The organism is Bombella sp. ESL0380, assembly GCF_009725805.1.
GTDB lineage: Bacteria > Pseudomonadota > Alphaproteobacteria > Acetobacterales > Acetobacteraceae > Bombella > Bombella apis.
In genome coordinates, this window is sequence record NZ_WNIH01000003.1 from 730,608 (window position 1) to 753,914 (window position 23,307).

A 23,307-nucleotide genomic window follows, 5' to 3' on the forward strand; every position below is an offset into this window, starting at 1 on the left:
TCCTTCTTCGCTTGGTCACAAAGGGACAAGACATGACAGACAGTGTTGCTGATATCTCTCACATGATTCTCCAGAAACTTCTGGAAAACCCGAAAGTGCCACGCGACATTTCCGAAGACAGTCGGATCGTGGAAGACTTGGCCTTCGACAGTCTCGCCGTCATGAATTTTGTGATGGAGATTGAGGATATGCTTGATGTCTCCGTCCCTCTCGACAAGCTTGCAGACATCCGTACCATAAAAGATCTCGCTTCCTGTCTGCATACCATCAAGGCAGAACAGGCATGAGCGCTGGCATTTTTGACAAATACGCCACTCTGAAGGGAAATTACGACTCCCTCATGGCTGCAAGCCCGAGGAATCCTTTTGGCGTCGTGATAGAGCGCCCTCTTTCCGCTACGGTCGGTATCATCGAGGGGCGGGAAACCCTTCTCTTCGGTACCAACAATTACCTTGGTCTCAGCCAATCCACCGCAGCACGGGACGCAGCCATCCATACGGCCAAAACCATGGGCGTGGGCACTACAGGCTCCCGCATTGCCAATGGTACGTTCGGACTGCATCAGCAGTTGGAAAAGGCTCTGACGTCCGTTTTCAGAAAAAAACACGCCATGGTGTTCTCGACAGGATACCAGGCCAATCTGGGGACGATTTCGGCCCTCGTGAACAAGGATGACATCCTTTTTCTCGATGCTGACAGTCATGCTTCCATCTATGATGGAGCCCGCCTTTCTGGGGCACAGGTCATCCGCTTCCGGCACAATGACCCGGCGGACCTGGAGAAGCGTGTCGCCAGAACAGCCAAAACGACCGGGGCCCGCCTGATCATCGCTGAAGGCATCTACTCCATGACGGGGAACATCGCTCCCCTCAAGGAGTTCGTCGAGGTCAAGAAGCGCCACAACATTCCCCTGATGGTAGATGAGGCCCATTCTTTTGGTGTGCTGGGCGAGCATGGCCGTGGCGTTGCAGAAATGCAGGGCTGTGAGGACGATATCGACTTTATCGTCGGAACGTTCTCCAAATCTCTCGGGACGGTCGGGGGATATTGCGTAACGGATCATGATGAAATTGATCTCATGCGCCTCTGCTCCCGCCCCTACATGTTCACAGCCTCGCTGCCACCTGAAATCATCGCAGCAACCCTGGCGGCCCTCGAGGAAATCCAGAACCGTCCTGATCTGCGCCAGAAACTGCAAGATAATGCAGCCCGACTGCATCAGGGATTCAAGTCTGTCGGACTGAACACGAGCAGCTTCGTCTCCCCGGTCATTGCCGTCACGCTGGAAGATATTCCGCAGGCCATTACCTTCTGGAACGCACTCCTTGATGCCGGAGTCTATGTCAATCTCTCCCTGCCTCCGGCAACGCCGGACAACAGGCCGTTGCTGCGCTGCTCTGTCATGGCGGCACATTCTGCTGCCGAAATTGACCGGGCCGTAGAGACATTCGGCACCATCGCCAAAGAACTGAAGCTGGTCTGATCCCGCCCGACAGGCCGGAGCCCCCAAAGCAGGATCATGATTCCGCTTTGGGGGCTTTTCTTTTGATAAGCATCCCCATCAGGCCGTTGTCATGATCTCCCTGACCGGAGATGCCGGGCCCGCCAAAGAAAAAGCGGCAGGGTCAAAATAGGGTGCCTTTTCTCAAAAGCCGATACGTGGATCGTCTGTCCCGTGTGCCGCTGTATTTTCCACAGCAGATAGCTCACCCCATCCCTGAACGTAAACGCTGCCTTGATGAGACGTGCCACGTTCAACGGCTTCCCAAAGGCTTTCACCCTTCCCCAGTCCCGTGTTGCCTTGTCTCTCGCTGAAGCCGTAAGCTGGGGAAGCAGAACGTCTCCCTGCGCAGCATAGCTCAGGGAGGCCTGCCTCCAGGCTGCTTTCAGCAGGATTTCGTATCGCTCCTCTCTTCCTGCCAGAAGGTTGTGGCTGCGTCCCTTCTTTTCCACACGCAGCTCGGCAGCGTAGGTATGGGCAAACAGATCGTGCCAGTATACGTCCGCCCTGCCCTGCTCAGGTCCCAGCAAGGCCGCCCAGCAGGATGCCGTAATCACACATTGGCTAATGGCCTGTAAAAGACGATCAGCACTTCCAGCATCACGTACCCAGACCAGACGCACCGGCTGGCAGAAGCGGGCCCATATGGTCGTATCCACTGTAAAAAGCGTACTGCGCCCGAGAAACTGCGCTATGGACAGAAAGGCAACTTTTGCTCGTATGGTCCGCCCCTCTACCTCATGTTCCATGTAATAGACATTGGGGGGAAGAAGACGATTGGCCATACGGGCCAAGGCATGTACACCCAGACTTTCCGGCCGGTCTGTGATGACATAGAAATCAACGATCCCCTCGGGATCAACCTTGCGGAGAACCGATCCATAAAATAGGACACCGAGCGGCGGCCTGCGCAGCCGACTGGCAACAGCCTCTGCAAACTGGGCGAGCTCTCCAGCTACGGGCGTTGTCAGCTCATTGATGAGCGTCTTCCTGATGATGTCAGACATGGACAAACCGAAAGGCCGGTCCTTCTTCCAGTTTCAGGCGGCCACCGGCAGAAACTGGAAAGACCTCACCATCCAGAACAAAATCACTGTCTGTTTCAAGCTGCATCGCCCGGGCAGTAGCGCTCGTGTAATCCTTGTGTGCCCGCAGCCATTCCGGTGCCCGCCCCCTCAGGAGGTTGAAACAGGCCTTCGGCAACGCCTCAGGAAACGCATGGACATCAAGAAAATGGAACCCGTCCCTACTGGTATCTTCATTCCAGAATGGCCAGATGCCATGAGACAGTTTTTCCAGCGCTGTCGTCATGAAAAGGAAGCTGCGCCCCTCCCTGCCTGGCACAGGCAATCCCGTTCCCTCTGCCGACCAGGAGAGCCTGTCCCCATTCATCCAGGAATGGCGGCTGCGACGGAAAAGAAGGCTCGCCATGCTGCTGAAGAGCGTAAAGAAAACAGCAAGATCATGCGGAGCAAATTTCAGGACATTCGGCGAATGAGCGATACGGACAGCTCTGGCATATCCCGTACAGCCACCAAACATGCCCAGTACCGAAGGCCGTTCTCCATCCGGCCAGGACAATCTTATGGGCGTCCTAATACAGCTTTTCAGCCCTTCAGGGCGCAACAGACGATCAATGGCGGCCTCGCCATGCAGGCCGAACCCGACATCACCGGCTATGAGATTGGTATTGCCGGAAGGCAGAATGGCCACGGACGGCAGGGGACAGTCATGATAGACAGAAGCAATCGCTGTCAGACAGGCACTGACCGTACCATCCCCCCCACTGATGGCAATCAGATCCACACCCCGGCTTTTCAGTTCAGTCAGATGCGCAGGGAGATGGCTGTCATTTAGAGCAGATACGCAGAAATCCCCCATTTTTTGCCGTGCCATTCGCACGAACTGCCCTTTGTCCTGAGCATTTTTGCGGCTGTTGGGGTTATGTATCAGGGCCGATTGTACGACATTCATCAATTTCTGCATCTATCCACCACGCATCCGCCCAGAAACATAAAAAAGCCAGGCTATTTCATACGCTGGCCGAACCCCTTTAACATGGCTATGCTAAGGGGGCCAGCAAGGAGTTTTTCTCCTGAGAGATCACCCGCCCCTTCATGGATATGGTGCAACAATGCTTTCCGACCCGTCCGCCACTGCATCTTCCCGGCGTGACCTTTCTGTCTGTCTGGCCCATATGTCAGACCCGCATCTGCCTCCCCCCACCATCGCATGGTCTGCCTTCCTCAACAAACGTCTGCTCAGCCGCATTCTCTGGGTCAGCAGACGGAAGCATGTCCTGCTGCCATCCGTCACAGCCGAGCTGCTCGAAAACATCGCCTCCCACAAGGAACTTTCTGCCCTGCTCATCAGCGGCGACATAACAAATTTCGGCACGAAGGAAGAATATCGTCAGGCGGCTGCCTGGCTGTCCACCTTGCCTCTCACTCCCGTCGTCGTACCAGGCAACCATGACTTCATGGCGCCCATTTCTTACAGGAACAGCCTGGCACAGTGGGAAACGTGGTCCGACAGTGCCTTTCCTTTTGTCCGTTTTTTCGGAAGGGTCGCCGTCATCGGGCTCAACTCCGCTCTGCCAACCCCTCCTTTTACCGCCTACGGACGCATCGACAGGAAACAGCGCGAAAAACTGGCAAGCCTTCTTGCGAAATTGGGTGAAGAAGGATACTGCCGGGTTGTCATGCTTCATCATCCCCCTCGCAAAAAGCTGCTGCCTTTCAGGAAATCCCTGATCAACACGCCAGCCCTGTCCAGCCTCCTGCGTCGCCATGGAGCAGACCTGGTCCTGCACGGACACTCTCACGATGCAACCATAACCACCGTCGAGGGGACAGACATACCCCTTCTGGGGGTCGGCGCTGCGGCCATGAACAGCCAGAATCCCGAGCGCAGGGCCTCATGGAACCATCTTACCTTTACCCCGCATGAAGAAGGATGGCAGATCAGGCTCATCCGCCGAGACCACACGGGGCACCCCTTTTCCCACATGGAATGGTTCTCCAGCATTTCGGCAAGGCAGCCTGCATGTTGATACGAAGTACCCTGCCAACACTGGATCGCTACCTACTGAAGCAGCTGATTCCCCCCTTTACGATTGCATTGGGGACGATGCTTGTTGCCCTGCTGCTGGAGCGACTGCTGACGCTGTTCAACCATCTGGCCAGCAGCGGCAGCTCCATTGCCACACTGATCACGCTTCTCAGCGATCTCCTGCCCCATTATATGGGACTGGCGCTACCGGCTGCCCTCTGCATCGCAATCTTCATGACCGTCAACCGGATGAGCGATCACAACGAGATTGACGTGCTGTGTGCCGGCCATATTTCCCTGCTGCGCATCAGCCAGCCTTACATCAAGGTCGGGGCCATATTGGCCACCCTCAGCCTGCTCCTGTACGGCTACATTCAACCGATTGCCCGATATGACTACCGGGAAGGATTCTATTTCGCCAAACATACGGGCTGGGCACCCCACCTTCAGTCTGGCATGTTCGCCTCAACATCTTCCACCACCATGCTGACAGCAGACCGTGTCGACCATGGTGGGGCCCGTCTGAAAAACATCTTCATCCGCAATCTGAAGGATAATGGGAAAGCTGAGCTCATCACGGCTCCCAGAGGGCTGCTGACCATTTCTGAGCGGGACCAGGCCACCCAGCTCGACCTCTGGGATGGGCAGGTCATTCACGTTAACACACCAGATGTGCCTGACGACCATGCTACCGTTACCCATTTTGAACATATAGCCCGTGTCATCGAACGCAGCAAAAGCCGAAAAGCTTTTCGATCCCGTGGTGATGATGAACGGGAAATGACCACACCCGAGCTGTTCCAGGCCCTCCGCCACGGCTCCCCACGCATTTCCTACATCGTGCTCCGCTCCGAAATGGATTTCCGTCTGGCACGGGCCATCAGCATCATGTTCATTCCACTGCTTGCCATCGCTTTCGCCATCGGGCGCAAGCGTCGCCGATCCGTGGTCGGGCAGATCATGCTCGCCATCATTCTGGTCGGCTTCAATGAGGTTCTCCTTTTTGGGCACAGCATGGCCACAAATGGAAAAGCCTCCGTCTGGCTGACGATCTGGGTTCCCGAATTCCTCTTCTGCATTGGCTGCACGGCAGCCCTGCTGGCACGCTCCCAGGTCTCCTGGCGTCACAGAAAACCGGTACTCCTGAACAGGACGTCACCATGAGAGTCCTGCCCTCCAATCCCACCCTGCTTCAGGTCTTTCTCAAGCCGCTTCTGACAAAGATTCTCCTATGCTGTGGCGTGCTGACAGCCCTGCTCGAGATTCTTGCCCTGCTGGATGATGCCTCCACCATTCTGGACAGGCATCTGGGGATTAGTGGCCTGTTCCGATACATAGGCCTGCACCTGCCAACACTCATCGTTGAAATCATGCCCCTCTCGGTCATGATCGGGGGCCTGTTCACGCTGCTTCAGATGGCACTCTCCAGCGAGATTGCCGTGCTGCGGGCAGCCGGGCTCTCTACCCTCAACATGTTCCGCTACCTTCTGCCCATTCCACTCCTGCTTGGCGTCATCTGCATGGCCGTGCAACTATGGGTCATTCCCCCCTGTGAGCAGGAACTCAACCGCTGGTGGAACGAAGGCGCAACGCAGGCCAATGCCACTGACGATCTACACAGCCTGTGGTTCCGCCTCGGAACAGACATCATCCATGTTGAAACCATCAGCCATGGTGGAAGAAACCTTTCCAAGGTCATCTTCTACCGTCGTCAGGCCGAGAACGGAAACCTGACCGCAGCCCAGTATTATGAAAATCTGGTCCATGAAGGAGGACACTGGGTCAACCATGGCATCGCTAGGCAGCTGACCGTTTCCAACGAACAGACACAGGTTCAGCTGAGCAGCGAACCGCCCCCTCCCACCCTGACGGCATCCCCGCAGGAGATCATCAACATGACATTGCAGGGCGTGTATTATACCCCGCATCAGTTCTGGAAAATTTTCTCGGGAAAAGTGCCATCCAATTTACCTAGGTCAAATTATCTGATGGCATTATATGCTACACTGATGCTGCCGGTGCAGATGGCGGTGATGCTTCTCATCACTCTGCCCATCACCTACATTCCGCCGCGTGCGGGATTGCGGAACCCGTTGCCGGTGTACGTGATGGCGGCTGGTCTGGGAGTGGTCATTCTACAGGGCATGATCTCGGCTCTGGGAAATTCAGGTTCCCTTCCCATATTAATCGCTATAAGTTCGGGCCAGATCGTGGCAGCCCTGTTTGGTCTGGCATGGATACTGCGGATGGAGGAAAAATGAGTACGTTCAAACAATTTTTCCAGGGCACGACTCTCATGCAGAAAGGCAGGAGTTATGATCTGGGAAAAATGAATCTTTCGCAGTTATGGGCGGCTTACCTTACCTATCCGACAATCCTGCTCTATTTTGCCCTGATTATCGGTACGGCCATACTTAGCCTGTATCTGCGTCACAGCTGGTGGGGAGTCCTCATCCCCATTCCCGTCATTGTCGCTGTCTATCCGACAGCCTGGTACATCATCCACCGTTACATCCTGCACGGACGCTGGTTCTACCGGAACCCCATCACAGCCTCCATGTGGAAGCGTATCCATTTTGACCACCACCAGGATCCCCATCTGCTCGAAGTCCTGTTCGGCTCTCCTCTGAACACAGTTCCGACCATGATGGTCATCACCATGCCCATAGGCTGGCTGATTGGCGGCTGGGGTGGAGCTTTTTCAGCACTCTCCACAGCGCTGGTCATGACCTGCATCTATGAATTTTTCCACTGCATCCAGCATCTGGCCTACAAACCCCGCTGGCAGTGGGTGGTGTACATCAAGCAGCTCCATGTCCTGCACCATTTTCACGATGAAGATGGCAATTACGGCATCACCAACTATCTGCCAGATCGCCTGATGGGTACCTTTTACCGGGCCGCCAAGGAACGCCCCCGCAGCCCGTATGTCTTCAATCTGGGCTACACGGTCGAAGAGGCAGAGCGTTATCCTTGGGTCATGCGGCGGACAGGTGCCCCTCCCCGTGACCGGCCGGACCCTGCCCGTGCTCCCAAGAACGAAGAACTTTCCAAGAGCGCATGAACATTCCAGTCCTGATACTGGCCGGGTCGCGTGACGGCGAGCGTGACCCTCTGGCCCGCATGGGGCAGGTATCTCACAAAGCATTGCTACCCATTGCAAACAGCCCCATGATTGAGCGTGTTCTCCATACGCTTGAACAGGTTCCTGAAATCGGGCCAATATGGGTCAGTATCGAACAGCCCGGTCTATTGAGCCATTTGGGGGATCGCATCACTCTTTTGCGGTCTGCCCCCTCTCCAAGCGAAAGTGTTGCCCAGGCACTCGACGCCATCGGCACGCCCTGCCTCGTCACGACGGCAGACCATGCTCTGCTCCGCCCGGAGTGGGTCAGGGAATTCATCGAAAAGAGTCGGACAGCCAATGTCGACCTGACGGCCGGTGTCGCCTTGAAGGAGACAATCCTGCGGGACGTACCCCAGACCAAGCGGACCTACATCCGCTTGGCAGATATTCAGTTTTCAGGCTGCAATCTCTTCTGGCTGGCTACTCCACAGGCGAAAGCCGTAGTTGCGCTCTGGCAGCGTCTTCAGCGTTACCGGAAACAGCCTCTGCGCATGGCCATGATTCTGGGGCTGCCGACCATTCTGCGTACCCTTACGCGCACGCTCAGTTCCCACAGGCTTGAAGAACGCATACATGCCCTTACGGGCGCCAGAATACGACTTATCCCTCTCTCTGACGGCCGGGCTGCTGTCGATGTTGACAAACCCGCTGACGCAGCTCTCGCAGAGCAGTTGCTGAGTCACCCCTGACATTTCCCTTCATGCCGCCCCATTCTGACAACGGCATGAAGAGAAACACGATCTTACTTCAAAATCTGTCTCTTGATATTGAAGAGAAAAGGTCCCAGTCCGCGGCGTATTTTCTTGAAATCCGCCAGCGTTACATCTCCAGCGGCAGAAAGAGTATGCATGCCGTCTGGATAGTCCCTGATTTCCGGCAGATGCACTGGGACGGAATCTCCCCCGCAAATTGACGGCCTCCCCTTACCAAAGCCACTGATCCGAAGCAGACGGATGCCACCGCCATATGTCTCCGAACAATCCTGCACTGGCAGGAACACTTCATCGCCCTCAACAAACGGCGTCCCTCCCGGACGGGCACCGCTGCGGTCAATCAGAAAATGCCCCATATCGCACCATGGGCCTGTCAGCTCTTCTGCAAGAGCAATGTGCAATGTGCTCTGCCGTGCCTGTTTAGGGGCAGGTGGTGTCCAGAACAGCCACCAGCGTCCAGCATAATGAAGTGGGGTGGCGTCAATCGCTCCAATGGGGAAGTCGAACATGGGCACACGCTGCCACTCATAGGGAAAGGATGTTGCCTTGTAGAGTGTCAGACGCCCGGACTTGTAGGCCTCCGGCAGCATGTAGGTCACTCCCTCGTGCCGGAACACATAGGGATAAGAGAGATGCCAATCCTCACTCAGGACACAGCGACGCTCCTGCAGGGCGAAGGACTCATCGTAAATGAGAACCTCAATGACACCCTTGGCCTGGCTGTAATCATAATACTCAGCAAAAACATGCAAGCGTCCCCCGTCCCATAGACCAAAAGGATCTGCAAGAAACCCATCCTTTCCACAGGACGGCAGGAACGTCATGTCTATGTCGTCCAGACTGTTCTGCCGGATAACCTGCTCAAAAGGAGCATGAAGAATGGCCGAACGCCAATAGTCCATTTTAAACAGCTTCATCTCTTATCATCCTACGGATACATGCTCATAAAATCATCTTCCACCATACAGAGCTGCCCTCTCCAGTGGAAGAGCTACTGTTCCTCTGGAATGGCTGACAGCCGGAGCATCTTCCTGTACTTTTCTGCCCCGGACACGTCGCAGCTGCCATATTCAAGGATTCATGAATGCCCATCACATACGATACGGATACCGCCATCGACATCCGCTTTCATGCGGCCTGTTCCATCATCAAGGAAGCTGCGGCCCTTGCCCTGAACATGCAGCCTGCCCCCGGTAAGCCAGCCGCTGATCTCAAGGGCCATCAGGACTACGTGACTGAAGCAGACAGGACCGTGGAACAGTTTGTCACGGCCCGTCTGGGAGCCCTCTTCCCCGAGGATGCCTTTCTGGGAGAAGAGCATGGCGGCAGCTCATCCGGGCTCTTCCGATGGGTCATAGACCCTATTGATGGCACATCCAATTATGCCAGAGGCCGTAATCGCTGGTGCATTTCTCTAGGCCTCATGCACCGGAATGTCCCGGTGGCAGGTATCATAGAAGCTCCAGCCATCCGGGAAAGCTTTACGGCAAGAAAGGGAAAAGGCGCCTTCCTCAATGGAGCCCCCATCAAGGCATCAACAACCGACAAGATGAATGAAGCCATGGTGGAAATTGGCTGGTCACCCTACGTCCCCGAAGGCTGGTACCCCGAAAAGATGCAGGCCCTTTTGCACAAGGGGGTCATGCCACGGTCGCTGGGGTCTGGCGCCCTCGCTCTGGCTGACGTTGCCTGTGGTCGCTCGGATGGTTATCACGAATACGTCATCTTCCTCTGGGATGTTGCTGCGGCCCTGGTCCTTCTTGATGAAGCTGGAGCCCACGTGTCACCTTTCCTGAAAATGGGCGGCCTGACGCAGCGTACGACCATCCTCGCCTGTGCCCCGCTGGTTGCGGCAACCCTCTCGAAGACACTAGGCGTTACACTAGATTAAGTTTATAGTTCCAACGTGCATCCGTTTTCAGCCTACAGAGAGGTTTCCGATGTCCAAGTCATTTTCCTACATCTCACGGACTGTTTCCATTGCTGCGGGTGTTGGCATGCTCGCCATGAGCGCCTGCGCCGGTGACGCAGCCGCTGCCAAGATTTCCAAACAGCAGGTTCTCGTAAACAAGGCTACATTCGCCGTGCAGTCCGCTCTGCTTGACTCCAAAGTCAAGGAAAAGACGGCCCATGTACTTGGCGAGACAAAAGCCGTCGTGATCTGTCCCGACGTCACGAAGATGTCTCTCATCGTTGGTGGTACCGGTGGGCGTTGCGTCCTGCTGGCCCGTGGTGCCAACAATTCCTGGTCTGACCCGGCTTTCTATAACCTGAGCGCAGGCTCCTTTGGTCTTCAGGCTGGTTATCAGCACAGCCAGCTTTTCTTCTTCATCACGTCCCAGAAAGCACTCCTGAACCTGATGGATCACGAGTTCAGCTTTGACGCCAGTGCCGATGCTGCTTTTGGCAATGACAGCAGCAGCACGCAGAACACCCCCAAGGAAGTCTATGCCATGCAGAAGATGAAGGGGGTTTTTGCTGGTGTGTCCCTCGGCAGCAGCAAGCTGAAACCCGATAGTGAGGCGAACCGTTCCTATTACCATCAGGTCGTCGGGCCGGAAGACATCGTTGTGCGGATGCAGGTCAACAACAAGTCAGCCGATGCGCTGCGTCGTGTCGTCATGAAGGCCTTCAACCAGTAAGATTGAGGCAGATCATACGGTCTTCTCACAGATGGGGGCATTATCCAGAAGTGGATAATGCCCCTTCTTCTTTTCAGGTATCCCGCTGCACAGGAAAAATTACTGGGCTGCCGCTTTTTTCATACGGCGATAGGCACGGACGTTATCCGTCTGTTCGGCAAGGGTATGGGCAAAATTATGCCCCCCATGTCCTGTTGCGACAAAATACAGCGCATTACCCGAAGCGGGATGAGCTGCTGCCTCCAACGACTCACGACCGGGCGAACAGATAGGCCCCGGAGGCAGACCCGGATGAAGATAACTGTTGTAGGGGCTTTCTGTCTGCAGGTCCTCATGCGTCAAGGGGCGAGGCAGCACCCCATCTCCATCGCTCAACCCATAAATGACAGTCGGATCTGTCTGAAGCTTCATTCCCTGTTTCAGACGGTTCAGGAAGACCCGGGCGATCTGTGGTCTCTCCTCTGCCAAAGACGTCTCCCTTTCCACAAGCGAAGCCAGAATCAGAAGCTGTTCTGGTGTGGTTATGACACCCTGCAAGGCTGCTTGATCCCGCTGATCCCAGATCGCCTGAAGCGTCTTACCCATTAATTCTGTCATGTGATGCAGAAGTGCCTGTCGCTCCATGCCCCAGACATAAAAGAACGTCTGAGGTGCCACCTGCCCCTCCCCTATGGTGGGAAGGTCTCCTTGCAACGCAGGTGCCTGCATCAGTAATGTCCTGATGCGCTTTGCTGTCAGGCCCTCCGCTACGGTCAAACTGTGCGTGACAGGATGCCCATGACGGAGAATCTCAAGACTGTGAGCCATGGACACCCGCTCTGGAAACTTCAGTTCCGCTGCGTGAATCGCTCCCTGTGAGCGGGTGGCATACATGGCTACCTTGAAGAACAGGGAAGACACACCACCCCGTGCCAGAATCCCATTTTCCTGAAGGGCTTCAATGACCCGACCAGTGCCACCCTTTGGGATGACAACCACACGCTCTGTCTGTAAAGGCCCCGGGTCTGTGTAATGGCCATACCCGGCGAAAACGGTTCCACCAGCAGCGGCCAGCAGCAAAGCAAAGACCCGTCCTTTTGTCAGGAGACGGAAACGCTTCCTGGCCCTGCTTCCACTCTCTTCTTCAGGCCCCTGTTTTCTGGAAGTGTCTGATGCAGGTTCCTGTGCCATCGTTTCAGTCTCCAGCGTCGAAAATCTGCATCAGACAGTCAGATCAGCCCCTGAACCGCTTCAGAACAAGGCTGGCGTTGGTCCCACCAAAGCCAAAGCTGTTGGAAAGAGCAACATCCACCTGCTGCTCTTTCGCCTTGTGAGGGATACGGTCCATGGCGCTCTCACTGGACGGTTCATCCAGATTGAGCGTAGGAGGCAAGATACCATCACGCATGGCCTGGAGGCAGAAAATGGCCTCCACGGCGCCAGCGGCACCCAGCAGATGCCCGATCGCCGACTTTGTGGACGACATGCTCGTACCAGCAGCTGCATCACCAAACAGGCGCTCTACAGCCCCGAGTTCCAGGTCATCCGCCATTGTGGAGGTCCCATGAGCATTGACATAGCCAATCTCGGCAGGGCTGACCCGGGCATCCTTCAGGGCAGCCTGCATGGCACGGAAGGCCCCTTCATGATTCTCCGCCGGAGCGGTGATGTGATAGGCATCCCCCGAAAGACCATACCCAACGACTTCGCCATAAATCTTGGCACCACGACGCTTTGCATGTTCGTACTCTTCCAGCACGACCACGCCGGCACCCTCACCCATGACAAACCCGTCACGCTGCCTGTCCCACGGGCGGGATGCTGTTGTCGGACTGTCATTGAAACTGGTCGAAAGGGCGCGGGCTGAACAGAAACCGGCAATACCGAGCTCGCAGATGGCCGACTCTGCGCCACCAGCAACCATTACCTTCGCATCGCCATGCTGGATCAGACGGGACGCATCACCGATCGCATGGGTACCGGACGCACAAGCGGTCACCACGGCATGATTCGGCCCCTTGAAACCATAACGGATGGACAAATGCCCCGCCGTGAGATTGATCAGCGATGAAGGAATAAAGAAAGGAGAAAGACGACGTGCCTTGCCTGCTGCCACAGCCAGCGAGTTGTCGTAGATCGTTTTCAGGCCGCCAATGCCAGAACCGATCATGACACCTGTTGCACAACGATCTTCCTCTGATTCCGGCTTCCAGCCTGAATCTTCCACAGCCTGGATACCCGCTGCCAGACCAAGATGGATGAACCGGTCCATCTTTTTCTGTTCCTTGACAGGCACCCAGTCGGAAAGGGTAAGTCCACCCTCTTCCGTTGGTCCGGCTGGAACTTCGCCTGCAATTCTCGCCGGAAGATCAGAAGCATCAAACTGTGTGATCGGACCAATGCCGGATTGAGAGTTGATAAGGCGCTTCCATGTCAGTTCTGCACCAACAGCCAACGGGCTGACTACGCCTATTCCCGTAACGACCACACGTTTTCTGTCCGTTCCAGAGCCGCTCATCGCCGCCTTACCTCACAATTCGTAAATACGCATAAAGCGAAACGGACTTGCTCCGCTTCGCTCTTTCAGAACGGAGCGGACTGATCCCCGACCAGCCCGTCCCGTCATCCAATCCCTACACCGGGAATCAGGCAGCTTTCTGCTTGGTGATATACTCGATGGCATCATTCACAGTAGCAATCTTCTCGGCGGCATCTTCCGGAATCTCGACGGAGAATGCTTCCTCGAAAGCCATGACCAGCTCGACCGTGTCCAGACTGTCAGCGCCCAGATCGTCGATGAAGGAAGCATCCGGCTTCACCTGGCTTTCTTCGACGCCCAAATGCTCGACGACGATCTTCTTCACCTTGTCAGCGATTTCGTTGCTCATCTGCCTTAAATCCTTGCTACCCCTACCGGGTGTTTCTAAGAAAAAAACCTGCCTGCCTGTCAGCTTCGGGACATCGGAATGCCCGGCAATGAAGCCATACTCTGAGCCTTTGCCAGGCCAAGCAGGCCGCGCTTAGCATGTTTTCCTGCAAACGCCAACTTTTTCAGACCATGGCCATCCCACCATTAACATGAAGCGTCGTGCCCGTCACCCATGCAGCCTCGTCCGAAGCAAGATAGACAACGGCTGCAGCAACATCCTCCGGGCGCCCCATACGGCCAAGCGGAATGTTACCCAGCAGCTTCTCCCGTACAGCTTCCGGCAGAACATCGGTCATCGCAGTCTCCACGAAGCCCGGTGCCACAACATTGACCGTCACACCACGGCGGCCTGCTTCCTGGGCCAGAGACTTGCTCATGCCCACCAGACCGGCCTTTGCAGCTGCATAATTGGCCTGCCCCGGATTGCCCGTTGTCCCCACAATGGAAGAAATGGAGATGATACGCCCGGTACGGCGCCGCTGCATCCCTTTCAGCGCAGCACGGGCCAGACGGAACGGACTTTCCAGATCGACTTTGAGCACCTGTGCCCAATCATCATCCTTCATCCGCACGGCCAACGTATCCCGTGTCAGCCCCGCATTGTTGACAAGAATATCCAGAGGCTGCCCTGCCACTTCCTCTGCACGGGCCACCAGAGCATCGGCCTGTGCATCATCCGACAGATTGGCCGTGACGACATGCACACGCTCACCACCCAGAGCCGCTGCCACATCCTGGAGGGCTCCCTCCCGTGTTCCGCTCAGCACGACAGTCGCACCACACTCATGCAGCTGACGGGCAATGGCCGCACCAATACCACCAGAAGCGCCGGTCACCAGAGCCAGCTTACCAGAAAGAGAAAACATCAGGACTACCCCCTTACAGGCTTTTCAGCATTGTTTCGATCTCTGCCGGAGTTCCAGCATGATCAGCCGCCAGATCAGGCACGATGCGACGCGCCAGCCCTGTCAGCACCTTCCCGGCACCCAGCTCATGCTGGCAGGTAACATCCTTGCCCGGCATGGAAAGTACAGTCTCCCGCCAGCGCACACGCCCGGTGATCTGCTGGCCCAGCAAGGTACGGATGTCATCAGGCTGAGAGACTGGTTCTGCCGTCACGTTGGCAATGACAGGAATGGCGGCAGGCCGGAACGCTGCCCCTGCCAGAGCCTCTTCCATCTCGGCGGCAGCCGGTGCCATCAGAGAAGAATGGAACGGGGCTGATACGGGCAGCTTCACCACACGGCGGATGCCTCTGTCCTTTGCCGCTGCCATGGCACGGTCCACCGCTGCCATATGCCCCGAAATGACGATCTGCCCACCACCATTGTCATTGGCGATTTCCAGAACATCACCTTCCGCACAGTCTGCACAGATCTCCTGCGCCACATCCGGCTCAACACCCAGAATGGCCGCCATGCCTCCCTGCCCTGCAGGCACAGCACGCTGCATCGCCTGGCCCCGCAAGCGGAGAAGGCGGGCACCCTCGGCAATCCCCATGACACCAGCTGCTGTCAGGGCAGCATATTCTCCCAGGGAATGGCCTGCCAGAAGCATGGCTTTCTCTTTCAGGGCAAAGCCCCCTTCATGTTCCAGCACCCGCACGGTCGCCATGGAAACTGCAAAAAGAGCCGGCTGGGTGTTCTCCGTTGCCGTCAGCTCGGCGGGATCCCCCTCAAAAATCAGCCGGGAAAGATTGGCCCCAAGAGCTTCATCCACCTCTTCAAACACGGCACGGGCAACAGGGAATGCCTTGTACAACTCCAGCCCCATCCCGACAGACTGGCTGCCCTGACCAGGAAACACAAACGCATGACGAGCCATGCAAACACCTCCAGCTTTCAGTTTATCAACGGTGATGACAAAAGAACGTCAGCGGGGAATCAACCGCCCGCGCTGCCATGATTCCGCAGCGTCTCCGGGGCCCATTCCATCAATGCTTACGGCGTAGTCAAGAGCGCTCATGACCTTGTTGCTCAGCATCATGATGGACAGCTCATCCAGCATGTCTTCATCCACCTCCGCACGAAGCCCCTTGCGCAGAACAAGCCGGGCCGTCTGCACCTCGCCAGCAAGCAGGTCTCCATCAGGAAGACCCTCCAGCATCTCGACATGGAAAACGGCATGAGGCTGCCAGACAGCGACCAGAGGACAATCCCCTGCCTCTTCCGCCTGCTTCAACCGCGGGAAGACCTCTTCCGGCGCAACAACTTCAAGAGGGAGCTCCTTGAGGGCAGGACGCTGCTCAAAAGCTTTCTCCACAAACGGGCGTGCCTCGGCCGTGGTGAGAAGGGAGGTAAAGTCTGCAGCCTTCCAGCCAGCACCCTTCCCTGATTTTTTAAGGGCGGAAAACTGAAGTTCAGGATGATACAGGCTACCAATGGCTTCATGCCCATGAGACAGAATGACCTCATCCTGCGGGAACCATGCCGACACGAGAATATCGACCTCGCCATCATCCAAAGCCTGTAAACGTTCATCCCGGCTCAGATCAGCATAGGCGACTTCCTCACCATTCGCCTCGATGACACGGGCCACGCCACTGGCACAGGCGGCATGCAACGCCGTGTAAAGATGACCAATAGTGAGATATGACATGAAACAGCCCCGCATGATGAAGAAACAGACCCGGGATAGCCATAGCCCGGCCGTTTGTGAAGCCCCGCCCCCATTTTTCCCTCAGGCAGGGGCTGGCTTCGCAGGACGATGGTCTGCTCCTGTTACCATATCTTGACCCGCTGCTCCGGCGGCAGATACAGCCTGTCTCCCGCTTTCACACCGAACACCTGATACCAGAGATCGATATTGTGAACCGGCATGTTCACCCGGCTGGCAGCTGGAGCATGCTCGTTGGAAAGAACCTGCCGTTTCAGGGCATCTGGCCTGTCCTTCTCACGCCAGACCTGCGCCCAGCCAAGAAACACTCTCTGGTCTCCCGTCCAACCATGAAGAGGTGCCTCCGTCCGACCATGAAGGCTGTCATGATAGGCCTGCACCGCCAGATTCAGCCCCCCAAGGTCAGCAATATTTTCCCCCATGGTCATCCTGCCATTCACATGCAGGCCGGGAAAAACTTCCTCGGCATCATACTGGGCCCCGAGTCTTTTCGCTCTTTCCTCAAAAGCCTGGGAAGACCGGCTGCTCCACCAGTCATGCAGGCGACCATGCTCATCATAATGACGGCCCTGATCATCAAAACCATGGCTCATCTCATGACCAATGACCCCGCCAATGCCGCCATAATTGACGGCCATATCACCCGTGGGGTCAAAGAATGGCGGCTGGAGAATGGCCGCAGGGAAAACGATCTCGTTCTTTACCGGGTCATTATAGGCATTCACCGTCTGAGGCGTCATGTCCCATTCGTCCCGGTCCACGGGACGGTCGAGCTGGTCCAGACGATGATGCCAGTTGAAAGCGATGCCACGTGAGGCATTGCCATAGACATCGCCCGGGCGAATATCCAGTGCGGAGTAATCCCACCATTTGTGGGGATAGCCCACCTGCATGGCAAAATGATCCAGCTTGACGAGCGCCGCCTGACGGGTCGGAGCATCCATCCATTCATTATGCTCCAGCCGCCAGCGGAAGGCCTTCTTCAGCTCCTGGACCAGCCCGGTGATCTGATCCTTCGCCTCAGGCGGGAAATAATGTTCTACATAGAGGCGCCCCAGCGCCCAGCCCATGGCCGTATTCGTAGCACGGACAGCACGCTTCCAGCGGTCGGGCTGACGCTTCATGCCCATCAGAACCCGACCATTGAAATCAAAAGACGCATCTGAAAACTCACGAGAGAGATATGGCGCTGCATTGTCGGCCAGATGGAAAGACAGCCAGGCCTTGACCGTCCTCCTGTCAGCCCCGGCAATGATCCGGGCCATCTCCGCAATGGATTCCGGTTCACGCACATCGATCACACGCTCCATCAGACCTGCCTCTGGCACCCCCATGGTCCGCAGGTAAGTGACCCAATCCACATCGGGCGCCAGACCAACCAGCTCTTTTACCATCATCGGATTGAACATCTTCACGGGGTCCCGTGTCTGATCACGGGGAGTTTCCACCTTCGCCAGTGCCGTTTCCAGAGCCACAACAGCTGAGGCGTCATTGTCCGGATCAGGCCAGTCCAGCAGTTCCAACATTCTGGCAACATGAGCCCGGTAGGCATTTTTCTGCGGGGCCAGGGCAGGATTGCTGTAATAGCTGATGTCAGGCAGCCCAAGACCCCCACTGATGCCAATACTCATGCCCTGATCCAGCATCAGCATGTACTGTGTCGGATCCTTCTGGTTCTGTTCAATATCCAGAGCAAAAGGGCTGTACATGAGGGAGCTGGCCGAAAGACCGAACAGACGGGCCAAGGATGCCCTGTCATTCATGTCCCGTATCTGGCCCAGCTCCACCTCAAGCGGATCGCCACCTTTGGCATCAACAGTCTTCTGATCGAGAAAGCTGCTATAAAAGGTTGCCAGCTTGCTGCGTTCGTCTCCCACCTCCGCATACGGTAGCAAGGCCTCCAGAAGCGCTTTCTGCCTCACCTGAGACAGTTCAGCAAGAATATGGAAAGGCCCGTAACTGCTCATGTCGTCAGGAATCTTCAGCTGCCCGATATAATGGCCGTTGGCATAGGTAAAGAAATCCTGCCCTGGCGGAGTGGCCGGATCCATTCCTGCCTGATCAAACCCCCAGCCATTCCTGTAGGCCTGAGGCGTCTGGGTCTGTGCTTGGCCAGCTGCCCCTGCGGCAAGCCCGCCCCCGATCACCATGAGCATGCTGCACTGTTTCAGGACGGTACGGAATGATGGAATTTTCATGAAAACATCCATTGTTGAAAAAAGGGTATGAAACAGCTCAGGCCTGCTGAAGCTGACGGGCGAACGACCTCTGCTTCCAAGAGATCAGGGCATGCATCCCCTTCGCAAGCCACCGCTGCATGCGGGAATGGGGTGTCAGGCCCGATGTCTTCAAAATCATGGCCGTGACACGGTCCAGATGCTTCTGCTGGTAGAAGGACAGGGCCCGGGCCATGTAGGCAGCAATACAGTTCTTGTGATCATAAAAACGGAATTTCTCACTGTTCGTGATGTAAAAGGCTGTTGCAAGTTCGTCATCCTCACTTTCCATCACACGGCTCAGGGCAATCCGCAGACGGAACCAGCGCCCCAGCTTCTCACGTTCCAGATAACGATGCATGTTGTCATAAAACAGTTTGAAATGACGGTATTCATCAGCAGCGATCTGCTTGCAGACCGCCTTCAGAACGGGCTCATCCGTAGCGTCAGCCAGTGCCGTATAGAAAGAGGATGTTCCCGTTTCCACCATGCAGCGGGCAATCAGCTCCCCCGTACGAGACCCCCTGATGGATGAGGACACGTCCGTATCTATCCTGTAAGCGTCCCGATATCGCTCAAAAGCTTTGGCGTAATCCCAGTCCGGGTCTGCCAGCATGGCCCATTTCCCAAGGGCATCTCCATGCTGGACCTCTTCTTCCGCCCAGTTCTGTGCGGCATCCCGGAAACCGGAATCGTCATGGAAAACATTCCTGAGGTAACAGGTATAGTCCCGTGCATTCCGCTCCACCACAGAAGCTGCCTTCACGAGGGCAAGGATATCAGGGTTCACCTTCGTCGCGTCAAAGGCGGCCCAGTCCATCTGATCAATCTGCCAATGTTTCATAAAGACACCCTGAATTTTCCGAAATGACGTTAACCCTTCATGCATCTATCATACTTTTCGGATGGCATAGCGTCCATCTTTTGGGTAGGTGTATGCAGCCAACTCTGGAGACAAAAGCTAGATGACTGAACAGACCTGCCCCTCGCCTCAGAAGGTCACGCTCCGGCACGACTGGGCTCGCGAAGAAGCAGAAGCCCTTCTTGCTCTGCCCTTCCCGGAGCTGATCTTTCAGGCACAGCTGGCACACCGGCAATTTTTTGACCCCACAAAGGTACAGATATCAACCCTGCTCTCCATAAAGAGCGGCGGTTGCCCGGAAGACTGCTCCTACTGTCCGCAGAGCGCCCACCACGACAAGCGCATGGCCGCTGAAAAGCTCATGCCGCTGGAGCGTGTCATCGCCGATGCCAGACGCTCGAAGGAAGCCGGTGCCGGGCGGTTCTGCATGGGCGCTGCATGGCGTGCCCCGAAGGACCGTGACCTGGATGCTGTCTGCCGCATGGTTGAGGAGGTCAAGGCTCTCGGACTGGAGACCTGCCTGACCATAGGGATGCTCACGCCCAGCCAGTCTGCCCGCCTGAAAGAGGCCGGTCTGGACTATTACAATCATAATCTTGATACGTCAGAAGATTTCTACGGCAAGATCATCACCACACGGACCTATCAGGAACGTCTGGATACTCTGGCCAATGTGCGTGATGCCGGCATCAAGGTCTGCTGCGGCGGGATCATCGGCATGGGTGAAGACACGCAGGACCGTGCCGGCCTGCTGACGACACTGGCCAATCTGCCGACCCACCCGGAAAGTGTTCCCATCAACCTGCTCGTCCGCGTGGAGGGCACTCCGCTGGCTGATGAAGAGGCCGTGGATCCGATCACCTTCGCCCGCGTGATTGCAACAGCCCGCATCATGATGCCAGCCAGCCACGTCCGTCTGGCAGCGGGACGTGAAAACATGTCCGAATCAACACATGCGCTCTGTTTTCTGGCAGGAGCCAACTCCATTTTCTGGGGGGAAAAGCTGCTCACGACGCCCAATCCGGCACAGAACAGGGACACAGAGCTTCTGGCCATGCTGGGCATGAGCCCCATGATGCAGAAAACGGCAACAGCCTGATCTGACCCCACCATGGATGCGCTCCAGAACGGTTTCTGGCGCGCATCCACCTGACCAGACAGGCAGCGAGCTTACAGGCTGCTCTGCTGCTTCCGGGCACTATCCCTGAAACGCTGCATGACACGCCCAGCAGCCTGCTCCTTCCCCATGGCACGAAGAGCTTTGGCCTCCAGCAGCAGAGCCCGACGCATGGCTTCGTAATCCATGTCTTCCCTGCGTATTTTCACCAGCCCCTCGGCAGACTCTGCCGCTGGCTGCCAATCCCTGTTCAGGATCAGACGCAGGGTAAGAAGTTCTTTCAGGTTGGCCTGGTCCTTGTCATTCCTGCTGGGAGCAAGAGCGGTGATGGCCTCCTCCAGCCCAGCCCGATCAAACTGCGCAGCTGCTGCCAGACCACCCAACGCATAAGCGCTGAAACGTATCCGATCATCCGGACTGGTCCTGGCCAGCTTCGCCTCATCACCCGCATGCTGCCAATATGTCTGGGCATAAAAGACAGATGCCCGTACGAGATGCAGATCAGCCTGCCGTCCGCCAGTCCAGCCCCTCACCATCAATGCTTCAGACACCCGGCGTAATGTCTCCAGACTCGCCTGATAGTCTTTCAGACGCAGCTCGCTGGTAGCCAGGTTGAAACCGGCATCATGGATGGCCTGAACATCATCAATCAGAAACGCCCGCTCCAGAGCATCTGCGTAATGCTGCCTCGCCTGTTGGATATAGCCAAGACTGAACACACTGTCGGCAGCATCCATTCTTGTGGCGTAGCGCTGGTCTTCCCACTCACCGGGACCGCTGGAACAACCTGAGAGAAGCCCGGCGGAGAGGGAAAGAGAGATGATGACATTGCAAAATTTCATGGTCTCACCTCACGGGCCGGGAGCCTGCGGTCAGGCCGGTGCCTGTTTTTGCCGCCACCACCGCCCAGCAACCACAAACCCCGCAGCTGATCACTCAGCTTGCGCAGGCTGTCTGCCGTAGCCTCAGCTTCAGCCAGAACGGCGGGAAGCTGCTCCGTGGCATCAGCCACATTACGGACGCTCCGCTGCACTTCCGGGCCGGCATCTTTCAACCCCTTGGTCAGGCCATGCACATTCTGCATCACGCCATTGGCTTCATTCAGCGTAATCTGCAACTTTTGTTCCAGTGGCTGCACAGCCTCAATGGCCTTGTTCAATGAAACCAGGATCGTATTTACACGCTGGGCCGTTTCCTCATTGGTCAGCAGGGCACCAGCTGTCCCCTTACCTGCATGAAGGTCCACCATGATATCCTTGGCCTGCTTCGTGATCTCTTCCACATTATCCATGGCAGGAAGCAATCTGGCCCGCAGATCTATCAGGGTCTGGACAATCATGTCCGCAGGGTTGGGTTCCACGCTGGTATTCAACACGGCATAATCCCAGTTGAGCGGCTCTCCCTGCCCACGGGTGATTTCAATATACCCCGCACCCGCCACGACAAGGCGACGTTTGATGGTAGCAATGCTGTCACTGCGAATATAGCGCTCGAAATGGGGTTCGATCGTTCCTTCCGCATACATACGGCCTGATTCATTGAGGTCCAGCCGCCGGATTTCCCCTACACGGACCCCCATGACTTCAATGTCATTATTGACAGCCAACCCCGCCACACCACTTTCCGGCAGCACGAAATGGAGACGCCCTGCCGGTGTCAGCCACTGCTTGAGAAAACCGGCCTCGACCAGAACAGCTGTCAGGATGACAAGAGCCAGCAGAACAAGCAGCCCGACCCACTCATCCACGAAAGAGCTCCTGAACAGAGGAGCTGCCAGACCGGAACGCCGACGTAAACGTAAAGGACGCATCACATATCTCTCACTTTACGAGACCATTACTACCGAGGCGAAAACGCTGCATGCCGGGCCCGGCATAACCAGCCCAGGCGGAACGCTCCGAACCGATCCACACGACCGCACAGCCCCGCTCCCGTGCAGCTGTCAGTTCTGTCAGAAAAGCGTTGTACAGCTCGACCGGTCCCCCAAGACTGATAGGATTTTCCAACAGAAGCAAGGACGGCCTGTTCATGAAGGTTCGCACATATTCCGAGCGTTTCCTGTCCAGCGGGGAGAGTTTTTCAGGCAGCTGCGTTGGCAGGCCGGGCATGCCGAATGACTGGGCCAGCTGGACGGCCTCCACCACCAGTCTGTCATAAGAGGCACGACTGTGATGCAGGCTAGGCCAGAGAATGTTCATATGCATCTCGTACAGGTCAATCCAGCCACTGTCCTCGGTAATGCGACCGATACGCCCCCGCAGTGCCTGCGCCCGTCTTTCATCCAGCTCCGCCCAGTTCAGCCCCATGCAGCTGACCGTTCCCTGTCCCCTGCCTGTCCTCGCATCCTGCTTGACGGGCAGAAGCCCTGCGCAGAAATCCGTAAACTGCGACGCCCTGAAACTGTCACGACACTCCACGAACACACATTCACCGGGTGCCAGTGCCAGATTGTATTTTACTGAAGGCAACCCTGTGGAATCAGACACCGGAACAGCATCATCCAGCTTCAGGACAAAACCATAATCCCCTTCTGAAAGAGTTGTGCCTTCCACCG

General features: G+C 56.3%; 24 protein-coding genes. 10 read left to right on the plus strand and 14 right to left on the minus strand.

The genetic code is table 11. The features are described 5' to 3' along the window. Window positions 1–32: 32 nt before the first annotated feature. Complete coding sequence (locus GM608_RS04370) at window positions 33–287, plus strand: acyl carrier protein (RefSeq protein WP_043561221.1); 255 nt, start codon at window positions 33–35, stop codon at window positions 285–287. Further along, window positions 284–1,483, plus strand: coding sequence for a serine palmitoyltransferase (gene spt, locus GM608_RS04375; protein ID WP_081563168.1), 1,200 nt, complete (start codon window positions 284–286; stop codon window positions 1,481–1,483). The genes GM608_RS04370 and spt overlap by 4 nt, the downstream gene beginning before the upstream one ends. A gap of 89 nt (window positions 1,484–1,572) precedes the next feature. Here spt and GM608_RS04380 read toward each other — a convergent pair whose 3' ends face one another. Both GM608_RS04380 and GM608_RS04385 read right to left on the minus strand, forming a co-directional pair. After that, on the minus strand, window positions 1,573–2,508 hold the full coding sequence (locus tag GM608_RS04380; protein ID WP_333645120.1) for a hypothetical protein: 936 nt from the start codon (window positions 2,506–2,508) through the stop codon (window positions 1,573–1,575). Next, window positions 2,501–3,487: a diacylglycerol kinase family protein gene (locus tag GM608_RS04385; protein ID WP_248460666.1), complete on the minus strand. Its 987-nt coding sequence runs from the start codon at window positions 3,485–3,487 to the stop codon at window positions 2,501–2,503. The genes GM608_RS04380 and GM608_RS04385 overlap by 8 nt, the downstream gene beginning before the upstream one ends. A 211-nt stretch (window positions 3,488–3,698) precedes the next feature. Here GM608_RS04385 and GM608_RS04390 point away from each other — a divergent pair, with 211 nt between their 5' ends. From GM608_RS04390 to GM608_RS04410, 5 genes are read left to right on the plus strand one after another with little or no spacing between them, the layout of a single operon-like run. Beyond that, window positions 3,699–4,553 carry a metallophosphoesterase gene (locus tag GM608_RS04390; protein WP_333645087.1) on the plus strand — a complete coding sequence of 285 codons (855 nt, stop codon included), beginning with the start codon at window positions 3,699–3,701 and terminating at the stop codon, window positions 4,551–4,553. After that, entirely contained in the window at window positions 4,547–5,716 is a 1,170-nt protein-coding gene (locus GM608_RS04395) for an LptF/LptG family permease (RefSeq protein ID WP_081563172.1), read from the plus strand. Before GM608_RS04390 ends, GM608_RS04395 begins: the two co-directional genes overlap by 7 nt. Continuing rightward, complete coding sequence (locus GM608_RS04400; protein ID WP_052349056.1) at window positions 5,713–6,813, plus strand: LptF/LptG family permease; 1,101 nt, start codon at window positions 5,713–5,715, stop codon at window positions 6,811–6,813. Before GM608_RS04395 ends, GM608_RS04400 begins: the two co-directional genes overlap by 4 nt. Further along, window positions 6,810–7,616, plus strand: coding sequence for a sterol desaturase family protein (locus GM608_RS04405; RefSeq protein ID WP_043560082.1), 807 nt, complete (start codon window positions 6,810–6,812; stop codon window positions 7,614–7,616). The genes GM608_RS04400 and GM608_RS04405 overlap by 4 nt, the downstream gene beginning before the upstream one ends. Beyond that, a complete protein-coding gene (locus tag GM608_RS04410) occupies window positions 7,613–8,368 on the plus strand; it encodes a nucleotidyltransferase family protein (RefSeq protein WP_154981431.1) in 756 nt (251 codons plus the stop codon). The genes GM608_RS04405 and GM608_RS04410 overlap by 4 nt, the downstream gene beginning before the upstream one ends. A 53-nt stretch (window positions 8,369–8,421) precedes the next feature. On the opposite strand, the gene GM608_RS04415 is transcribed toward GM608_RS04410, so the two are convergent. Next, a complete protein-coding gene (locus GM608_RS04415) occupies window positions 8,422–9,309 on the minus strand; it encodes a hypothetical protein (RefSeq protein WP_333645088.1) in 888 nt (295 codons plus the stop codon). Between the two features lie 167 nt (window positions 9,310–9,476). On the opposite strand from GM608_RS04415, the gene GM608_RS04420 reads away from it, so the two are divergent. Together GM608_RS04420 and GM608_RS04425 are read left to right on the plus strand one after the other, a co-directional pair. Beyond that, window positions 9,477–10,283, plus strand: a complete 807-nt coding sequence (locus GM608_RS04420) for an inositol monophosphatase family protein (protein ID WP_192848220.1) — start codon at window positions 9,477–9,479, stop codon at window positions 10,281–10,283. Window positions 10,284–10,332: 49 nt separating this feature from the next. After that, on the plus strand, window positions 10,333–11,034 hold the full coding sequence (locus GM608_RS04425) for a lipid-binding SYLF domain-containing protein (RefSeq protein ID WP_052349055.1): 702 nt from the start codon (window positions 10,333–10,335) through the stop codon (window positions 11,032–11,034). Between the two features lie 99 nt (window positions 11,035–11,133). Here GM608_RS04425 and mltG read toward each other — a convergent pair whose 3' ends face one another. From mltG to GM608_RS04465, 8 genes are all read right to left on the minus strand, one after another. Continuing rightward, complete coding sequence (gene mltG, locus GM608_RS04430; RefSeq protein ID WP_043560075.1) at window positions 11,134–12,204, minus strand: endolytic transglycosylase MltG; 1,071 nt, start codon at window positions 12,202–12,204, stop codon at window positions 11,134–11,136. A gap of 43 nt (window positions 12,205–12,247) precedes the next feature. Further along, a complete protein-coding gene (fabF, locus tag GM608_RS04435) occupies window positions 12,248–13,531 on the minus strand; it encodes a beta-ketoacyl-ACP synthase II (protein ID WP_043560074.1) in 1,284 nt (427 codons plus the stop codon). Between the two features lie 127 nt (window positions 13,532–13,658). Beyond that, window positions 13,659–13,901, minus strand: coding sequence for an acyl carrier protein (locus GM608_RS04440; protein WP_043560073.1), 243 nt, complete (start codon window positions 13,899–13,901; stop codon window positions 13,659–13,661). A 163-nt stretch (window positions 13,902–14,064) separates the two neighbouring features. Continuing rightward, window positions 14,065–14,808: a 3-oxoacyl-[acyl-carrier-protein] reductase gene (gene fabG / locus GM608_RS04445; protein ID WP_043560072.1), complete on the minus strand. Its 744-nt coding sequence runs from the start codon at window positions 14,806–14,808 to the stop codon at window positions 14,065–14,067. Between the two features lie 13 nt (window positions 14,809–14,821). Continuing rightward, on the minus strand, window positions 14,822–15,766 hold the full coding sequence (gene fabD, locus GM608_RS04450) for an ACP S-malonyltransferase (protein WP_103765550.1): 945 nt from the start codon (window positions 15,764–15,766) through the stop codon (window positions 14,822–14,824). Between the two features lie 48 nt (window positions 15,767–15,814). Beyond that, window positions 15,815–16,540 (minus strand): glycine betaine ABC transporter substrate-binding protein, encoded by a 726-nt coding sequence (locus GM608_RS04455; protein ID WP_043560070.1) that lies wholly within the window; start codon window positions 16,538–16,540, stop codon window positions 15,815–15,817. A 122-nt stretch (window positions 16,541–16,662) separates the two neighbouring features. Beyond that, window positions 16,663–18,756, minus strand: a complete 2,094-nt coding sequence (locus GM608_RS04460) for a M13 family metallopeptidase (protein WP_333645091.1) — start codon at window positions 18,754–18,756, stop codon at window positions 16,663–16,665. Between the two features lie 37 nt (window positions 18,757–18,793). Continuing rightward, the gene (locus GM608_RS04465) at window positions 18,794–19,618 is read right to left on the minus strand and encodes an acyl-ACP desaturase (RefSeq protein WP_043561201.1); all 825 of its coding nucleotides are present in this window, start codon (window positions 19,616–19,618) and stop codon (window positions 18,794–18,796) included. 121 nt (window positions 19,619–19,739) lie between these two features. On the opposite strand from GM608_RS04465, the gene bioB reads away from it, so the two are divergent. Then, a complete protein-coding gene (gene bioB, locus GM608_RS04470) occupies window positions 19,740–20,735 on the plus strand; it encodes a biotin synthase BioB (protein WP_043560069.1) in 996 nt (331 codons plus the stop codon). A 71-nt stretch (window positions 20,736–20,806) separates the two neighbouring features. On the opposite strand, the gene GM608_RS04475 is transcribed toward bioB, so the two are convergent. From GM608_RS04475 to GM608_RS04485, 3 genes are read right to left on the minus strand one after another with little or no spacing between them, the layout of a single operon-like run. Further along, window positions 20,807–21,595 (minus strand): hypothetical protein, encoded by a 789-nt coding sequence (locus GM608_RS04475; protein ID WP_333645093.1) that lies wholly within the window; start codon window positions 21,593–21,595, stop codon window positions 20,807–20,809. Further along, entirely contained in the window at window positions 21,592–22,563 is a 972-nt protein-coding gene (locus GM608_RS04480) for an MlaD family protein (protein ID WP_333645094.1), read from the minus strand. The genes GM608_RS04475 and GM608_RS04480 overlap by 4 nt, the downstream gene beginning before the upstream one ends. Before the next feature lie 10 nt (window positions 22,564–22,573). After that, complete coding sequence (locus GM608_RS04485; RefSeq protein WP_052349054.1) at window positions 22,574–23,305, minus strand: ABC transporter ATP-binding protein; 732 nt, start codon at window positions 23,303–23,305, stop codon at window positions 22,574–22,576. Between the last annotated feature and the right edge of the window lie 2 nt (window positions 23,306–23,307).

What these genes read in the sequence shown, in the direction of transcription:
- fabG (WP_043560072.1), bottom strand. Translation starts at nt 14,808, where the DNA reads ATGTTTTCTCTTTCTGGTAAGCTGGCTCTGGTGACCGGCGCTTCTGGT.
- GM608_RS04455 (WP_043560070.1), bottom strand. Translation starts at nt 16,540, where the DNA reads ATGTCATATCTCACTATTGGTCATCTTTACACGGCGTTGCATGCCGCC.
- GM608_RS04395 (WP_081563172.1), top strand. Translation starts at nt 4,547, where the DNA reads ATGTTGATACGAAGTACCCTGCCAACACTGGATCGCTACCTACTGAAG.
- GM608_RS04465 (WP_043561201.1), bottom strand. Translation starts at nt 19,618, where the DNA reads ATGAAACATTGGCAGATTGATCAGATGGACTGGGCCGCCTTTGACGCG.
- GM608_RS04400 (WP_052349056.1), top strand. Translation starts at nt 5,713, where the DNA reads ATGAGAGTCCTGCCCTCCAATCCCACCCTGCTTCAGGTCTTTCTCAAG.
- GM608_RS04460 (WP_333645091.1), bottom strand. Translation starts at nt 18,756, where the DNA reads ATGAAAATTCCATCATTCCGTACCGTCCTGAAACAGTGCAGCATGCTC.
- GM608_RS04390 (WP_333645087.1), top strand. Translation starts at nt 3,699, where the DNA reads ATGTCAGACCCGCATCTGCCTCCCCCCACCATCGCATGGTCTGCCTTC.
- GM608_RS04405 (WP_043560082.1), top strand. Translation starts at nt 6,810, where the DNA reads ATGAGTACGTTCAAACAATTTTTCCAGGGCACGACTCTCATGCAGAAA.
- GM608_RS04415 (WP_333645088.1), bottom strand. Translation starts at nt 9,309, where the DNA reads ATGAAGCTGTTTAAAATGGACTATTGGCGTTCGGCCATTCTTCATGCT.
- GM608_RS04380 (WP_333645120.1), bottom strand. Translation starts at nt 2,508, where the DNA reads ATGTCTGACATCATCAGGAAGACGCTCATCAATGAGCTGACAACGCCC.
- bioB (WP_043560069.1), top strand. Translation starts at nt 19,740, where the DNA reads ATGACTGAACAGACCTGCCCCTCGCCTCAGAAGGTCACGCTCCGGCAC.
- fabD (WP_103765550.1), bottom strand. Translation starts at nt 15,766, where the DNA reads ATGGCTCGTCATGCGTTTGTGTTTCCTGGTCAGGGCAGCCAGTCTGTC.
- GM608_RS04480 (WP_333645094.1), bottom strand. Translation starts at nt 22,563, where the DNA reads ATGCGTCCTTTACGTTTACGTCGGCGTTCCGGTCTGGCAGCTCCTCTG.
- GM608_RS04385 (WP_248460666.1), bottom strand. Translation starts at nt 3,487, where the DNA reads ATGCAGAAATTGATGAATGTCGTACAATCGGCCCTGATACATAACCCC.
- fabF (WP_043560074.1), bottom strand. Translation starts at nt 13,531, where the DNA reads ATGAGCGGCTCTGGAACGGACAGAAAACGTGTGGTCGTTACGGGAATA.
- mltG (WP_043560075.1), bottom strand. Translation starts at nt 12,204, where the DNA reads ATGGCACAGGAACCTGCATCAGACACTTCCAGAAAACAGGGGCCTGAA.
- spt (WP_081563168.1), top strand. Translation starts at nt 284, where the DNA reads ATGAGCGCTGGCATTTTTGACAAATACGCCACTCTGAAGGGAAATTAC.
- GM608_RS04370 (WP_043561221.1), top strand. Translation starts at nt 33, where the DNA reads ATGACAGACAGTGTTGCTGATATCTCTCACATGATTCTCCAGAAACTT.
- GM608_RS04420 (WP_192848220.1), top strand. Translation starts at nt 9,477, where the DNA reads ATGCCCATCACATACGATACGGATACCGCCATCGACATCCGCTTTCAT.
- GM608_RS04475 (WP_333645093.1), bottom strand. Translation starts at nt 21,595, where the DNA reads ATGAAATTTTGCAATGTCATCATCTCTCTTTCCCTCTCCGCCGGGCTT.
- GM608_RS04410 (WP_154981431.1), top strand. Translation starts at nt 7,613, where the DNA reads ATGAACATTCCAGTCCTGATACTGGCCGGGTCGCGTGACGGCGAGCGT.
- GM608_RS04440 (WP_043560073.1), bottom strand. Translation starts at nt 13,901, where the DNA reads ATGAGCAACGAAATCGCTGACAAGGTGAAGAAGATCGTCGTCGAGCAT.
- GM608_RS04425 (WP_052349055.1), top strand. Translation starts at nt 10,333, where the DNA reads ATGTCCAAGTCATTTTCCTACATCTCACGGACTGTTTCCATTGCTGCG.